14 protein-coding genes and 1 tRNA gene are annotated in these 15,111 nt (G+C 51.2%); 5 read left to right on the top strand and 10 right to left on the bottom strand.

Annotation, left to right across the window (positions count from 1 at the left end):
* Window positions 1-308: 308 nt before the first annotated feature.
* Both NP589_RS19875 and NP589_RS19870 read left to right on the top strand, forming a co-directional pair.
* On the top strand, window positions 309-572 hold the full coding sequence (locus tag NP589_RS19875) for an IS3 family transposase (protein ID WP_256608528.1): 264 nt from the start codon (window positions 309-311) through the stop codon (window positions 570-572).
* 71 nt (window positions 573-643) lie between these two features.
* The gene (locus tag NP589_RS19870) at window positions 644-1,234 is read left to right on the top strand and encodes a Uma2 family endonuclease (protein ID WP_256608527.1); all 591 of its coding nucleotides are present in this window, start codon (window positions 644-646) and stop codon (window positions 1,232-1,234) included.
* A gap of 39 nt (window positions 1,235-1,273) precedes the next feature.
* Here the strand turns inward: NP589_RS19870 and NP589_RS19865 are convergent.
* Window positions 1,274-1,349, bottom strand: a tRNA-Val gene (locus NP589_RS19865).
* A 435-nt stretch (window positions 1,350-1,784) separates the two neighbouring features.
* Here NP589_RS19865 and NP589_RS19860 point away from each other — a divergent pair.
* Complete coding sequence (locus NP589_RS19860) at window positions 1,785-2,822, top strand: GGDEF domain-containing protein (protein WP_256608526.1); 1,038 nt, start codon at window positions 1,785-1,787, stop codon at window positions 2,820-2,822.
* Window positions 2,823-2,842: 20 nt separating this feature from the next.
* Here the strand turns inward: NP589_RS19860 and NP589_RS19855 are convergent, their stop codons facing one another.
* Window positions 2,843-4,072 (bottom strand): dicarboxylate/amino acid:cation symporter, encoded by a 1,230-nt coding sequence (locus tag NP589_RS19855; protein WP_256608525.1) that lies wholly within the window; start codon window positions 4,070-4,072, stop codon window positions 2,843-2,845.
* A 168-nt stretch (window positions 4,073-4,240) separates the two neighbouring features.
* Between NP589_RS19855 and NP589_RS19850 the strand changes: the two genes are divergently transcribed.
* Window positions 4,241-4,735: a YchJ family protein gene (locus tag NP589_RS19850; protein WP_256608524.1), complete on the top strand. Its 495-nt coding sequence runs from the start codon at window positions 4,241-4,243 to the stop codon at window positions 4,733-4,735.
* A 27-nt stretch (window positions 4,736-4,762) separates the two neighbouring features.
* On the opposite strand, the gene trmL is transcribed toward NP589_RS19850, so the two are convergent.
* The 3 genes from trmL to secA all read right to left on the bottom strand — a co-directional run bounded on the left by trmL (window position 4,763) and on the right by secA (window position 10,626).
* Entirely contained in the window at window positions 4,763-5,230 is a 468-nt protein-coding gene (gene trmL / locus NP589_RS19845; RefSeq protein ID WP_256608523.1) for a tRNA (uridine(34)/cytosine(34)/5-carboxymethylaminomethyluridine(34)-2'-O)-methyltransferase TrmL, read from the bottom strand.
* 4 nt (window positions 5,231-5,234) lie between these two features.
* A complete protein-coding gene (locus tag NP589_RS19840; RefSeq protein WP_256608522.1) occupies window positions 5,235-7,739 on the bottom strand; it encodes a glycogen/starch/alpha-glucan phosphorylase in 2,505 nt (834 codons plus the stop codon).
* Between the two features lie 139 nt (window positions 7,740-7,878).
* Window positions 7,879-10,626 (bottom strand): preprotein translocase subunit SecA, encoded by a 2,748-nt coding sequence (secA, locus tag NP589_RS19835; RefSeq protein ID WP_256608521.1) that lies wholly within the window; start codon window positions 10,624-10,626, stop codon window positions 7,879-7,881.
* Window positions 10,627-10,945: 319 nt separating this feature from the next.
* Here secA and trkA point away from each other — a divergent pair, with 319 nt between their 5' ends.
* Complete coding sequence (gene trkA, locus NP589_RS19830) at window positions 10,946-12,301, top strand: Trk system potassium transporter TrkA (RefSeq protein WP_064007726.1); 1,356 nt, start codon at window positions 10,946-10,948, stop codon at window positions 12,299-12,301.
* On the opposite strand, the gene NP589_RS19825 is transcribed toward trkA, so the two are convergent.
* From NP589_RS19825 to NP589_RS19805, 5 genes are all read right to left on the bottom strand, one after another.
* On the bottom strand, window positions 12,298-12,840 hold the full coding sequence (locus NP589_RS19825; protein WP_256608520.1) for a hypothetical protein: 543 nt from the start codon (window positions 12,838-12,840) through the stop codon (window positions 12,298-12,300). The genes trkA and NP589_RS19825 overlap by 4 nt on opposite strands.
* Complete coding sequence (locus tag NP589_RS19820; protein WP_256608519.1) at window positions 12,827-13,360, bottom strand: hypothetical protein; 534 nt, start codon at window positions 13,358-13,360, stop codon at window positions 12,827-12,829. Before NP589_RS19820 ends, NP589_RS19825 begins: the two co-directional genes overlap by 14 nt.
* Window positions 13,361-13,365: 5 nt before the next feature.
* The gene (locus tag NP589_RS19815; RefSeq protein WP_064007723.1) at window positions 13,366-13,740 is read right to left on the bottom strand and encodes a VOC family protein; all 375 of its coding nucleotides are present in this window, start codon (window positions 13,738-13,740) and stop codon (window positions 13,366-13,368) included.
* A 43-nt stretch (window positions 13,741-13,783) separates the two neighbouring features.
* Complete coding sequence (locus NP589_RS19810; protein WP_256608518.1) at window positions 13,784-14,566, bottom strand: hydroxypyruvate isomerase family protein; 783 nt, start codon at window positions 14,564-14,566, stop codon at window positions 13,784-13,786.
* Window positions 14,566-15,111, bottom strand: a 546-nt coding sequence (locus NP589_RS19805; RefSeq protein ID WP_256608517.1) for an NAD(P)-dependent oxidoreductase, incomplete at its 5' end; no start/stop codon positions are given. The genes NP589_RS19810 and NP589_RS19805, both read right to left, overlap by 1 nt.

The following is a 15,111-nucleotide window of genomic DNA, read 5'->3' as shown; positions in this document are numbered from 1 at the left end:
CAGTAGCCTTGTCCAATGACACATGAGCCTGAGCGAGGCGCTGTATTTCCAGCGTGAGATGAGCCTGGGAACGCGAAAGTTGGGATCATGGAGACATGATCGTAACTTTGCAGACTCAAAGACTCATAACGCCGACGCAAGCACAGGCCTTTGTTCCCAGTAGAAGCCACCACACGCCGGATGATTGGTTGGGCCGTTGCAGAATAGATGACCGCAACGCTCGTCTGCGATACTTTAATGATGCCGTTATGCTGTCGTCATTTTCCCAAGGACGTTATTGTAAATTCGGATCGAGTCAGTAGTGTTCGGTGGCTTACCAAAAGCTGCTGGACAAACACCTGCTGCTTTGCAGGATTAGCAAGATGATTGTTATTTGTACGGACAATACTGCCATGGAAAGCTGGAGCCACAGCTTAGGAGTCGAGGCGATCCATGATGAATGTTTTCTGACCCCTACGAATGCCGAACAACACCTCTTTGACTACATCGAAGTGTATTACAATCCAGAACAGCTTCATTCGAAATTGGGCTATATGTCCCCTGAAGCTTTTGAGTTTAAACATGTCGCTTAGTGAGGTGTCTGTGAAAAAGGGCAAAATCACCTTACGCGCTCTAGCAACAAGGCAAACCAGGAGTTAAGACAATGGCTTTGGCATTGAAAGATCTGGAATCCCACACTTACGGCGACTATCTAAACTGGCCGGACGATGCGCGTTACGAATTGATAGACGGCGATGCTTATTTGATGTCACCCGCGCCGTATTTACCGCATCAGGATGTGGTGGGGGAAATTTATTTCCAAACTCGGCAAGCGCTGCAGGGCAAACCTTGCCGGGCGTTTATCGCACCGGTCGATGTGCGTTTACCCAAAGCTCAGGAAGCCGACGAATCTGTCGATACGGTCGTGCAGCCCGACGTATTGGTAGTATGCGATGGCAATAAACTGGATAAACGTGGCGTACGCGGGGCGCCGGATTGGGTAGTCGAAGTATTATCGCCCTCCACCGCCGGTCATGACCAAATCAAAAAACGCCTGCTCTACGAACGCCACGGGGTTCGCGAATATTGGCTGGTTCATCCGGTTGATCGGGTGTTAACGATATACAGCTTGGCAGACGGAGAGTTCGGCAAACCGCAAATTTATCAATTGGAAGGCGAAACTCAAGTCGGCATTTTGCCGGAAATCGTGATTCGTTGGGACGAACTGGCGGCGCGTTTGCCTAAGGATTATTGAATAGAATGATGGGGGTTTTAGTTTAAACCTCCGATAGTCTGGTGGGTGCTGAGGGGTTCGAACCCCCGACCCTCGCCTTGTAAGGGCGATGCTCTCCCAGCTGAGCTAAGCACCCGACTAAAGGCCGCGCATTTTATCCAAAACGCGAGCTTCTGCAAAATGTTTTGTTAGTTTTGCTGTGCTTATATTCTCCGGAGAGCGATTAGAGAAACAGCCGCTACAAGCAAATTATTTCTATAAAAAACTTAAACTCACCCCGCAAAACCGGCAACTGCGCACAAACCGCAAACGCTGTCGGCCAAAGCTTATTTTCCGGATATATTGAAAAATCCCGGTTTTAAGTTACTTTTATGTAAGTATATGACTACGCAAAATGAAAGCCTGGATAGCCCGTTGTGTTTCAAGAAAAATTTGGCAAGGTGCGTACAAGTTAGTTCTACTAAGCGCTATACCAAGCGCAGCGATATGGAACAATCAAAAGCAGTGACAGGGCTAATACTCCCGGCGCGAGCAATACTTAAACCGTTATACGTTTATCGATAAAAACCAGATGAGTAAAGGCACCACTTACATACCGATTTACGATTTCTCGCCGAGCGTTAACGCCGGCCATCTAAAACAAATTCTGCCCTTGCTGGTGCGTCATAACGTTGCAGCCAACCCAATCAATTACGCCATTTGGTACGACTATGTGGCCGGCGGCAACCCGACCCTAAACAAAGCAGTAGACTCCTTGCTCGCGGAAAACAAGGCCTTCGATTATGACAACAGCGTGGAGCTTTACAAATCACACATTTGTAATGCGTCTTTGGAATCTTTCGAGCAAATCAACCGGCAATTGCACAAAGTTATCGAACAAGCCACCAGCGCGATCAACGAGACCTATAACAAAGCCGAAGAAACCAATGACAGCTTTCAGAAAAAATCGGTGATCTTGGAGAATTTCTCCGCGTCCGACGGCTTGAAAACAATCTTGCAGGAAATCATTCAGGAAACCAAATCGCTGGCAATAACCAGTCAGGCCATGCAAGCCAAGCTGACCGAAGCCAACCAGGAAATGGAGCAATTGCGCACCGAGCTGGCTCAAGCCAGACAAATCGCCACCACGGACGGTTTAACGGGCTTATTGAATCGGCGCGCATTCGACATGACCTTAGCCGAAATCATCGAACAATCCGAACCCGATACCGCTTGCCTGTCGATGCTGGACATAGACCATTTCAAGCGCATTAACGACACTTACGGCCACACCATCGGCGACAATGTCATTAAATATGTGGCGTCTTTAATGAAGAAACACGCTGAAGATCATCATCATGTGGCACGTTACGGCGGTGAGGAACTGGCGATTATCATGCCCAATACCAGCCACGAAAAAGCTGTAGAAATATCCGAAAATATTCGCAATGCAATGGAAACCAGCCGCTTGCAGCGCAAAAACGATAACCAATCGCTGGGTAAAATCACCTTGTCGATAGGCGTCGCCAAATTACAACCGGGCGACAATCCGGAAAGTTTTATCGTCCGGGCCGATACCGCCTTGTATAAAGCCAAGCAAAGCGGCCGTAATCGGGTAATTCATTCATGAGTAAACGTGTTGCCGATCAATCAGCGTTCGCTCAGACGCTGTACCACCAAACTGCCCACCATATCGCCCTCGACATTGACCATAGTCCGCACGGTATCCAGCAAGCGATCTATAGGTAACAATATCGCAATAGCTTCGGTCGGCAAACCTACCGACTGCAACACCATCATCATAGTCACCATCCCGGCGCTGGGAATACCCGGCGCGCCGATGGCTGCGATCATCGTGGTAAAACATACGATCAATTGTTGAGCCAAATCCAGCTCAATACCCGCTAAATTGGCGACAAATAGCGCAGCAGCTGCTTCGTAGAGCGCGGTGCCATCCATATTGACGGTTGCACCCAGCGGCACCACAAAACCGGCAATACCGGGCTTGACGTGCAGATGTTGTTCAACACAACGCAAGGTGACCGGCAACGTCGCCGAGCTGGAGCTGGTGGCAAATGCGGTAATTAGGGCTTCTCTGGCGCCGAGAAAAAACTTCAACGGCGAAACCTTGGCAATTAACAGTAACAACATTGGCAATACTACTAAGCCGTGCAGCAAGGTGGTACCGATGACGACCGCGACAAATTCAGCCAAACTGCTTAACAAGGCGAGATTTTGCGTCGCCAGCAACTGCGCCAGCAAAGCCATGATGCCGAACGGCGCCAGCCGCATAATCCAGCCGACCAAGCGCAGCATCAACTCCAAGCCTTCCTGCAACAGCAGCAAGATATTGCGGTAACGATCCCCGCCCACCACCAAGGCAATACCCAACAACAACGCAAACATCACGATTGCTAGAATATTGGCCTGCGCCAGCGCAGCAAACGGGTTAACGAACAAACCATGCAAGAAGCTGGCTACAAATTGCTCAAAGCTCATTTGCTTAGCGGCAAAGTTGGGACTGGCGTTGTTGAACAAGTCCAGATTCAAGCCTTTTCCCGGCTCGAACAGATTAGCGGCCGCCACGCCCAGCATGATAGCCAAAGCCATGGAGACAACAAAAAAACCTAAAGTAGACAGCCAGACTCGATGCAGTTGGCCGTGCATGCGCAGTTTAGCTACTCCAACCGCAATAGAGGTAAACACCAAAGGCACTAACACCATTTTCAACAAATCCATGAATAAATTACTCAAGAGACTGCAAAAGTAGATACCTTGTTTGCTAACGGCGGCATCCGGTCCCAGCTTGGCAAACCCCATTCCCAGGGCGACGCCGAATACGGCACCCAGAAAAATTTGTGTGTTTAATGCGACTTTCAATCCAGCCTCCTGAAAATGCGCTCATCGTAAAACGCCGAAGTATTGAGATTTAGCATAGCAAGCCCGGCAACCAATCATGTATCGGCCCGGTTACTCAGCGAACGTGCTCCGTCATGATACCGGCGAAGATTGGCTTTTGGCTTATCTACTTCGGTAAAATCTGCCGCTATGACGACAATCACCGACCACCTAGAAACTTGTTTATGCGGCTCCGGCCTAGATTATGCGGATTGCTGCGGCCGCTATCACGGCGACAAATACTACCCGTCAACAGCGGAAGCATTGATGCGCTCGCGTTTTAGCGCGTATGCCCGGCGCGACGTGGATTACTTATTGAATACCTGGGATGCCGGCAAACGGCCGATGACTATCGATTTTTCCAAGGAAACCGCGCAATGGCAAAAACTGACGATAGTCAGCACTAAAAAAGGCAGCGCCCAAGACAGCAAGGGCATTGTCGAGTTTAAGGCTTTTTACCGACAGGACGGCGAAGACTATTTCATGCACGAAATCAGTCGGTTCGTTAAATCAGATTCCCGTTGGCGCTATCTGGACGGCGTCATCAAAGCCGCGGGCAAAGTCGCGGAAAGCACGGATACCGGCAAGAATGCGCCTTGTCCGTGCGGCAGCGGTAAAAAATTCAAACGCTGCTGCGGGCGCTGAAAGCCTGCATGTTGCTTTAGTGACGATTCAACGAACCGCATCCACAAAGCTCAATTGCTTCCAGGCTTCGTACAGCACTATCGCCACGGTATTAGACAGATTGAGACTGCGGCTTTCCTTACGCATCGGCAAATACAGTTGCAGCGCGGCCGGATGTTGACTCAGAAATGTGGCCGGCAAGCCGCGGGTTTCCGGACCGAATAACAAGGCATCCCCCGCTTTATATCGCACCTCGCTGTACCCGGTGTGGCCTTTGGTGGTTAACGCAAATAAACGCTGGGGCTTGGCTTTTTCGACGTAATCATGCAAGGAACCGTACTGGCGGATGTTCACCCATTCATGATAATCCAGCCCGGCGCGACGCAGACGTTTGTCGTCCAAATCAAACCCCAAGGGCTGGATTAAATGCAGATGCGCACCGGTGTTAGCGCATAAACGGATTATATTGCCGGTATTGGCCGGTATTTCCGGCTCGAACAAGACAATATCGAGCATTGCTTCAGTATTTTTCCACGTCCACCGGCGACAGTTTCCAAATCTCGCGGTTGTATTCGCTAATGGTTCTGTCGGTAGAAAACTTGCCGCTGGCTGCAGTATTGAGAATACTCATTTTGGTCCAGCGCTCTTGATCGCGCCAAGTTTGTTCGACTCGCTTCTGCGCTTCAAGGTAACTGCGGAAATCGGCGATAGTCATCCAGGGATCATGCGGGCTTTTGATCGAGGCAATGATGTCGTCGAATATCCCCGGCTCGAATTGATTGAAATGCCCGCATTCCAGCAAGCGCATCACACCTTGCAGATCACTATCCTGATTGATAAACCATTGCGGATCGTAATGCGGTCGCAACGCCTCCACTTCTTGCTCGGTCAAGCCAAACAAAAAGAAATTGTCTGCACCGACCTCTTCGCGAATTTCGATATTGGCGCCGTCCAAGGTACCGATGGTCAGCGCGCCGTTCATCATGAACTTCATATTTCCGGTACCGGACGCTTCCTTACCTGCAGTCGAAATTTGTTCCGACAAATCCGCTCCGGGGCAGATTTTCTCCATCGCCGACACGCAATAATTGGGCATAAACACCAAGCGCAGCTTATTGCCTACTTCCGGATCCTCGTTGATCACACTGCCGACATTGTTAATCAGCTTGATGATTTTTTTTGCCATCACATAGCCGGGCGCCGCCTTACCGCCGATCAGGACGCAACGATCCACCCAGTTTTGCGTGTCGCCGCGTTTGATACGGTCATAAAGATGGATCACATGCAGTACATTCAGAATCTGCCGCTTGTATTCGTGGATACGTTTGACCTGCACATCGAACAAGGCATCGACATTGATCTCGATGTCATGCTCTTCTTTTTTGTAATCGACCAGGCGCTGTTTACTGGCACGGTTTAGGTCGTACCATTTTTGTCTGAACGCGGCGTCTTCGGCATAAGGCGCTAATTTGGACAGCTGAGATAGATCGGTAATCCAGCCATCGCCAATAGTCGCGGTGATAAACTCGGCCAATTCCGGATTACAGCCGGCCAGCCAACGTCTGGGGGTCACGCCATTGGTTTTGTTATTAAATTTTTGCGGCCAGAGTTCGTAAAAGTCTCTAAACAAGCCTTCCTGCAACAGTCTGGAATGCAGTTCGGCGACACCGTTGACGGAAAAGCTGCCGACGATGGCCAAAAATGCCATCCGCACCTGTTTTTGATGACCTTCTTCGATAATCGACATCCGCGCCATGCGCGGATTGTCACCAGGCCAACGCGCGGAAACTTCGGCCATGAAGTGCGCGTTGATTTCAAAAATAATTTCCATCAAGCGCGGCAGCAAATGCTGCATCAGATTGACAGACCATTTTTCCAAGGCCTCGGGCAGCAAGGTATGGTTGGTGTAGGCCATCGTTTGCCGCGTGATGTTCCAGGCGTCTTTCCAGGGTAAGCCGTGAATGTCCATCAGCAAACGCATCAACTCGGCCACCGCGATGCTGGGATGGGTATCGTTGAGCTGGAAGCAGTTTTTCTCGGCAAATTTACTGAAATTATTGCCGTGACGACCTACCCAGTTGGCGATCACGTCCTGCAAACTGGCGGACGCCAACAGGTATTGCTGTTGCAGACGCAAGGCTTTGCCGTTTTCGTTGGCGTCGTTGGGATACAACACCATAGTAATATTTTCGGCTGTGTTTTTCTCGGCCACCGCTTCGGCGTAATCGCCGGCATTAAATTCCTGTAAATTGAACTCTTCAGTGGCGATGGCTTTCCACAAGCGCAAGGTATTGACCGTGCCGTTTTTATACCCCGGCACCGGCGTGTCGTAAGGCATGGCAATCACGTCATGGGTATCGAGCCAACTGGTGCGCTTATTGCCTTTTTCGTCGATGTGCGTTTGCGTGTGGCCGCCGAATTTGATGCGGTGCATATATTCCGGCCGCTCGATTTCCCAGACGTTACCCATCCGTAACCAATGATCCGGTTTTTCAACCTGCTCGCCATTGACGATTTGTTGAGAAAACATACCGTATTCGTAACGCAAACCGTAGCCGGTGACCGGCAATTGCAAAGTGGCGCAACTGTCGATGAAACAGGCTGCCAGACGCCCCAGACCACCGTTACCTAAACCGGCATCCGGTTCGCTTTCAATGAGTTCCTCGGCTTCCAAACCCAAATCATACAAAGCTTGCGTAACGATATCGTCAACCCCGAGATTCAACATCGCGTTGCTCAGCGAACGCCCCATTAAAAACTCCATCGACAGATAGAAGGCTTTTTTACAATCGGAGTCCCGATAGACGTTATAGGTTTTCTTCCAGCGTTCGACTAAACGGTCGCTGATCGCCAAAGACAAGGCTTCGTAGGCGTAATGCGGGGAACGGCAATTTTGATCGCGTCCGAGCCTATGACTGTAATAATGTTTGAAATCGGCTATGAAATGCTTTTTATCCATGCCCAACTTAGGGAGCTTGGTAATATCGGCGGCGGGGTTACTTTTATGAAAGACTCTATGCGGCATAGTGCTTACCCTTGAGGACAGTGAAAATTAAAAGCCGTGGGCCGCTTGATTTTGCAAGGCTGAAAGCGATGCAGAAAGGCCCTCTAAATCGATTTGTCGGGCACCCGCGACACCTGGTATAAGGCGTCGCGGTTTAATATCAGTTTAATTTGCCGTGGCATTGCTTGTACTTTTTACCGGAACCGCAGGGGCATGGGTCGTTACGGCCCACTTTACTGCCAAGTCTGACAAAAGGCTGCTCTACGCTCTCCGGGTCCGAGTCGGACTGGGCTGCTTGCGCCGCCGGCTCCTCTTCAAAAATCGAATGCGCTTCCGCGTGTTCATAGTGCATCTCCAGCGGCGCCTGACGTTGTTCGTCGATGGCCTGCACATCTTCTTCACGCGCCACTTGCACCTTGGCCAATATGCCTACCACTTCCTGTTTGATATGCGTCAACAGGCCGGTAAACATTTGGAACGACTCGCGCTTGTACTCCTGCTTGGGATCTTTTTGCGCATAGCCTCTAAAGTGAATGCCTTGGCGCAGTTGGTCCATGGCCGCCAAATGTTCTTTCCAGCTATTATCCAGCACTTGCAACATCACCGATTTCTCGAAATGGCGCAATACTTGAACACCTACCGCTTCTTCGCGGGCACGACTTTCTTGCTCGGCTTTTTCGATAATTAATTGGCGCAATTTCGGTTCGTTAAGCGTACGGTCGTTGCCCAACATTTCCACCAGCGGCATTTGCAGATTAAATTCTTGCTGCAAATGATTTTCCAAGCCGCGCACATCCCACTGTTCTTCCATGGTTTTCGGCGGGATGTATTCGGTGATCACATCGTTCAGCACGTCGGCACGAATCGCGTTGATAATGTCGTTGATATCTTCGGCAGCCATCAATTCATTGCGCTGCGCGTAAATAACCTTACGTTGATCGTTGGCAACGTCGTCGTAGGCCAGAATTTCTTTCCGAATATCGAAGTTACGATTCTCTACTTTGCGTTGCGCGCTTTCGATGGAACGGGTCACCCAAGGATGCTCGATGGCTTCGCCTTCTTCCATACCCAGTTTTTGCATCAAACTAGCAACCCGCTCTGAGGCGAAAATCCGCATCAAGTCGTCTTCGAGAGACAAATAAAAACGGGTGGAGCCAGGGTCGCCTTGCCGACCGGAACGGCCGCGCAACTGATTGTCGATCCGCCGCGACTCGTGGCGCTCGGAACCAATGACATGCAGACCGCCGCTGGCCAACACTTTTTCGTGCCTTTCCAACCAGGCGGCGCGCACGCGCTCTTTATCGGATTCGCTGGCATCCGGGCCCAAGGCCTCTAGTTCGGCATTCAGATTCCCACCCAGCACGATGTCGGTACCGCGACCGGCCATGTTGGTGGCAATGGTTACAGCGCCCGGCATACCGGCATTTTCGATAATGTGCGCCTCGCGCTCATGCTGCTTGGCATTCAAGACTTCATGCCGGATGTTTTGCTTTTGCAGCATGCCGGAGATCAGCTCTGAGTTCTCTATCGAGGTAGTACCGACCAACACCGGCTGGCCGCGCTGCACGCAATCTTTGATGTCTTCGATCACGGCGTTGTATTTTTCCCGCGCCGACAGATAAACCAAATCGCCTTTGTCTTTACGAATCATTGGTCTGTGGGTAGGGATGACCACTACTTCCAGGCCGTAGATTTTATTCAATTCAAACGCTTCGGTGTCCGCAGTACCCGTCATACCGGACAACTTGCTGTACAGACGGAAATAATTCTGGAAGGTAATGGAAGCCAGCGTTTGGTTTTCGTTTTGAATGGTCACGTTTTCCTTGGCTTCCATCGCTTGATGCAAGCCCTCGGACCAGCGCCGACCACTCATCATCCGGCCGGTAAACTCATCGACGATGATGACTTGACCGTCCTTAACCACATAATCGACATCCTTCTGGAACAACACATGCGCCCGCAAGGAGGCGTTCAGATAGTGCATCAAACGGATATTGGCGGCTTCGTACAATGTGGAACCGTCGGCTATCAAACCGTGCTCCGCCAACAAGCGCTCGACGTGCTCGTAGCCGGCTTCGGTCAAATGGATCTGCCGGGATTTTTCGTCCACTGCGTAATCGCCGGGCATTTGATCCTGTTTTTCCGGATCGTCGGCTTTTTCCTGCTTGGTCAGGTAAGGAATGATTTGATTGGTCTTCAGGTAAATATCGGTACTGCCCTCCGCCTGACCGGAGATGATTAACGGCGTTCTGGCTTCGTCGATCAAAATCGAGTCAACCTCGTCGACGATGGCAAAATTCAGATCGCGCTGGACTTTTTGTTCCAGGCTGAAGGCCATGTTGTCGCGCAGATAATCGAAACCAAATTCGTTGTTGGTACCGTAGGTAATATCGGCGGCGTAAGCCGCTTGCCGTTGTTCGTGGTTCAGATCGCTGACAATGACGCCGGTGGTCAAACCGAGGAAACCGTAGAGCCTGCCCATCCATTCCGCATCGCGGCGCGCCAAGTAGTCGTTCACGGTAACGACATGCACACCTTTACCGGGCAAGGCATTCAAATAGGCGGCCAGAGTGGCCATCAGGGTTTTACCCTCACCGGTTTTCATCTCGGCAATCTTGCCGCTATGCAAGACCATACCGCCGATCAACTGCACATCGAAATGACGCATGCCAAATACGCGGGTCGAGGCTTCCCGCACGGCGGCGAAGGCTTCTGGGAGTAAATTGTCTAGGTTTTCGCCTTGGGCAAGGCGGTCGCGAAATTCCTGTGTTTTGGCTTGTAACGCCGCATCGGATAATTTTTCGTATTCGGCGGCCAGAACATTTACTTTCTTGACTAGCTTGCGTTTCTTCTTGACCAGCCTGTCGTTGCGGCTGCCAACTACCAATTTAACCAGCTTACCCAGCATGATATTTCCAGAGTGAGAGTGAACCAAAGTTTGCGATTATAAACGGTATGGGGCAGCTGTGACCAGAAAACAAGCCCGATAACCTAGTACCATCAACCAGCCGGTTTTTGTAAATCGGCTATTTAAATGCGGCGATCGCCTATATAAAAAGCTATTTTTGCTTCACAGCTACAGTCTAGCTCCACAATTCCGCGATTTTCATCGCAGCGAATTTGGGATAGCTCGAACATGGACAAGCCAAGCGATCAGCGTATAATTCGCCGGCTTCGGCCCTTGCGGCGGCAAGCATTCGACATCATTCCTCCGGCTTTAACAATTTATGAAAATAGTGATTCTCGGTGCCGGTGTTACCGGCTCTTCGGTTGCCGGCGCATTGGCCAGTGAAGAAAACGATATTGTCGTTATCGATAAAAATGCCCACTTGCTCACCGCGTTGAAAGGCCGCCTGGATATAGCCACTGTGGAAGGCAACGCCGCACATCCCAGCGTCCTGGAACAGGCCGGCATTCAAGACGCCGACATGGTGATTGCCGTTACCGACCGCGACGAGACCAACATGCTGGCCTGTCAGGTGATTAACACCCTGTATAGCAAACCCAAAACCATCGCCAGGGTGCGCGCCATCGACTTTCTAAACCATCCGGAATTATTTGCACCGGGCGGTATCGATATCGTCATCAGCCCTGAGCAGGTCGTGACCGAATCCATTCACAATCTGATCAAATATCCCGGTGCGCTACATGTGTCCGAGTTTGCCGACGGCTTGGTCAGGCTGTTTTCGATTCGCGTGGTACCGACCGGCTTTCTGACCGGTAAACGCATCCACGCCGTGAAAGAAAAACTGGCCGACAGCATGATTCGGGTCGCGGCGATTTTCCGCGACGGCAAAGCTATCGCGGTAAACGGTGAAGCGGTGATCGCCACCGGCGACGAGGTATTCTTCGTCTGCCCACGCGATAAGGTCCGTAAAACCCTGGTGGATTTGCACAAGCTGGAATCGCCGATCAAAACCATTATGCTGGCCGGCGGCGGCCACGTCGGCAAGCGACTGGCGATTGCCTTGGAGAAAAATTACCACGTCAAAGTCATCGAGCAAGACATCGAGCGAGCGCGCGAGATCTCCAACGATTTGCGTAACACCTTAATTCTGCATGGCGACTGTACCGACGAATCGCTACTGCAAGAAGAAATGATTGAAGACATCGACTTGTTCTGCGCGATTACCAATAACGACGGCATCAACCTGATTTCCGCCGGTCTGGCCAAAAAACTCGGTGCCAAAAAAGCTATCTGCCTGATCAACAATAATTCCTACCTAAAATTATTGGACGGCACCGAGATCGATCTGGCGATTCAACCGAAACTGGAAACCTTGGGCGGCATCCTGAAACATGTCAGGAAAGGCGACGTGGTCGGTGTTAGCTCGGTGTGCGGAGGGAGTGCGGAAGCGATAGAGGCCATTGCTCACCGCAGCAAAAATTCCAGCTCCGTGGTGGGCTTGCGGGTAGATCAGGTCAATTTGCCTGACGGGGTGATATTAGGTGCGCTGATCCGCGAAAAAGAAGTGATTCCGGTACATCACGACACCGTATTCGCGGAAGGTGATCACGTGGTGATGTTTGCGCTGAACAAGAAAATGGTTAGAGATATTGAAGGCTATTTCCAGCCTATCTAGTCCGCCAAATCCGTATCGATAAAGGCCAAGGCCCGCTGCGGTAAACCGCCGTCACCCTCGCCTTGCAAGGAAGCCTGACTGTCTTCATGCACCGCAGTCATGAACTGCAACAACTGCATTTCTATTTTCAATTTTTCCTGCGGCTCTTGGGCATCCCACATTCGATTCAATAACTGCTTGGCGTGATGATGGATCGTGAATGCGACAGCTTCCGGCAGATGAGCGTAACTACTGCGCAAAGACTCCTTCAGTTTATCCAGCGATTGCAGATATTGCTGATAGTCTTTTAAATCCTGTTTACATTGAGTTTTCACCATCGCCAGCTCGTTGCTGTTGCGGGCTTTATTGACGGTCAGCTCATGAGCCAGTTGCTGCGACTGCTTTTTCAGTTGCGCCACTAATGCCTGTTCGGCTAGAGCCTTCGCTCGCCGCAAATCCGCGACATCGTTATGTCTGGACAATTGCCAGTGCAGATTGTCATCGCGACTGCGCCGCAAAAACGCCAGCGACTCGGCCAACCAGCGACTAATCGGCGACATGGAGCTGTCGGCGTAAAGCCAGCATCGCCGCAGAATCGGCTTGTTTACGATACGAGCGCAAGGCTTTGCGCAGATCTTTATATCGGGATGTCGGCAATTGCGACTTCGCCGCCTGCAATTCATGATCAATTGCAACCGACAATTCTCTGGCCTGTTTTCGGTTATCGGCGGCAAGCAGGCGTTGCCGCTTGAATCTGGTCAGATAGCTTAACTGCCGGCATTCAGCAACCTTGAGCCGCTCCAAATCTTGCCGGCGAATCTGCAAACACAATAGTTGACGTAACGCCGAAGATTCTCGACTAAAATACCCGCGCAGCTCGCGGCAAACCGCCGTGAACAAGGTCAACAAACCAAGTAAAGCCAACAAAGCCAAAGCCAGCAACATCACTTTACTGGCTAATAGATAAAACAACCCCATCAACAAAGCCAAGCCAAACTGCAAACAGACAAACCCCAGCACAAACAGCAGCATCGCCAGGCTGCCTATCAATAATCCGCCGTAGAAAAGCCGTCTGAACATGGGTATCAGGGACGCTCGATAAACTCCAGCGCGTTACCGTCTCGATCCCGGCAAAACAGCGCCTTGCGCCCGGAAATACTTAGCGTATACGCAGTACCAGTCCGCTCCAGATCTTCGCGCAAAGCGTCAACCGAATCGATATGCATAGCCACATGCCGATCACGACCGCCATGCGCCGGTCTGCCGGTGGTAGGGTCGGGATTATCCAATTCCAGCAAATGAATCTGCTGCGCGCCGATTTGCAACCAGGCACCAGGAAACGGCAGATTCGGCCGTTCGGTTTGCTCCATTCCCAACACATCGCGGTAAAAAAGCAGCGACTGCTCGGTATCGGAGACGATCAAACTGGCGTGATGTATCGTGAAATTATGTTTGGACATGACAATCAACAGGTAAGTAAGGCTAGGCGATTATACCGCCCGATCATTTTACCGCGTAGGTTTTAAACCAAGCCAAACTGGCGGCAGTATCAGCCGTCGGCCGGTACTCGGCACCCACCCAGCCCTGATAATCCGACGTCGCGATAATATCGAACAGGCTATCGAAATCCACATCGCCAGTGCCCGGCTGGCCGCGGCCTGGGCAGTCGGCAAATTGAATATGACCGACCTTATCCAAATGTTGCCGTAAAAATCCGGCGTAATCTTCACCCATCCGGCTCATGTGATAAATGTCGTATTGCATAAATAAGTTCGGATGCTGAATTTGCTTAAGCGCATCCAGCATTTTTTGGCTGGTGTCGACGATAAACCCTGGCATGTCGTAGCTGTTGACGGCTTCGAATACGGTTTTAATACCCAAATCGGCGAAAGCCGCTGCGGCATAAGCCAGATTCTCACACAAGGTAGTTTGATATTCGCCCAAGCGCTGCGGGTCCAAGCAGCGTCCCGGTAACACATTAATAACACTTGGCTTTAATCGTTCGGCATAAGCCAGCGTCTGCCCAACCGCCGCTTTAAATTGATCGCGTTTTTCCGGAACCGCCGCCAAACCCTCACCGCCCTGCAGCAAAGTATCGGCATCGACATTGAACAATACCAACTGCAAATCCTGTTGATCCAATAGATCGCGGATTTGTTCGACTGGCAGCGAGTAGGGAAACTGAATTTCCACCGCGTCGAAACCGTGCTGTTTCGCGGCCTGAAACCGCTCGGACAACGGCAGTTCGGTAAACAATAAACTCAGATTGACGGTAAAGCGCAGCACTAGTCTTGGGCGTACAGTTTGATCAGCGTGGAGGGATCTTGCTCCAAAAATCCGCCGCTGCCGTGCAATTGCATTAGTTGCGCAGCTAAGCCCGACATAGGTATCGCATTCCCCTGTTTGCCGGCTAAATCGACAGCCATGTTTAAATCTTTTAGTAAGGTTTTCACGCGCCATTTCACCGGTTCGAAACGCTTATCGGCCATTTCCGGCCCAACAACTTGTAGTGGTTTGGAATCGGCGAAGCCGCCGGCCAGCGCTTCGGGAATTTTTGCGGCATCGACGCCGGCCGCTTTTGCCAGCGCCATCATTTCCGCGATCACTAGTACATTGCAACTGACGATCATTTGATTGCAGATTTTAGTGACCTGACCGCTACCGACCGCGCCCATATGCGTCAAACGGCTATACAGCGGTCGCAATACTTCTCTGGCAATTGCAATATCCTGTTCGGCACCGCCAGCCATGATCGCCAAACTGCCCTGCTCCGCCCCGGCCGTGCCTCCCGATACCGGCGCATCGACCCAGCGCATGCCGCAAGCGGCCCG

Source organism: Methylomonas rosea, from assembly GCF_024505055.1.
In the GTDB taxonomy this organism is placed as follows: domain Bacteria; phylum Pseudomonadota; class Gammaproteobacteria; order Methylococcales; family Methylomonadaceae; genus Methylomonas; species Methylomonas rosea.
Note: the sequence above shows the minus strand (reverse complement) of the source record. Positions and strands in the feature narration are given on the sequence as shown.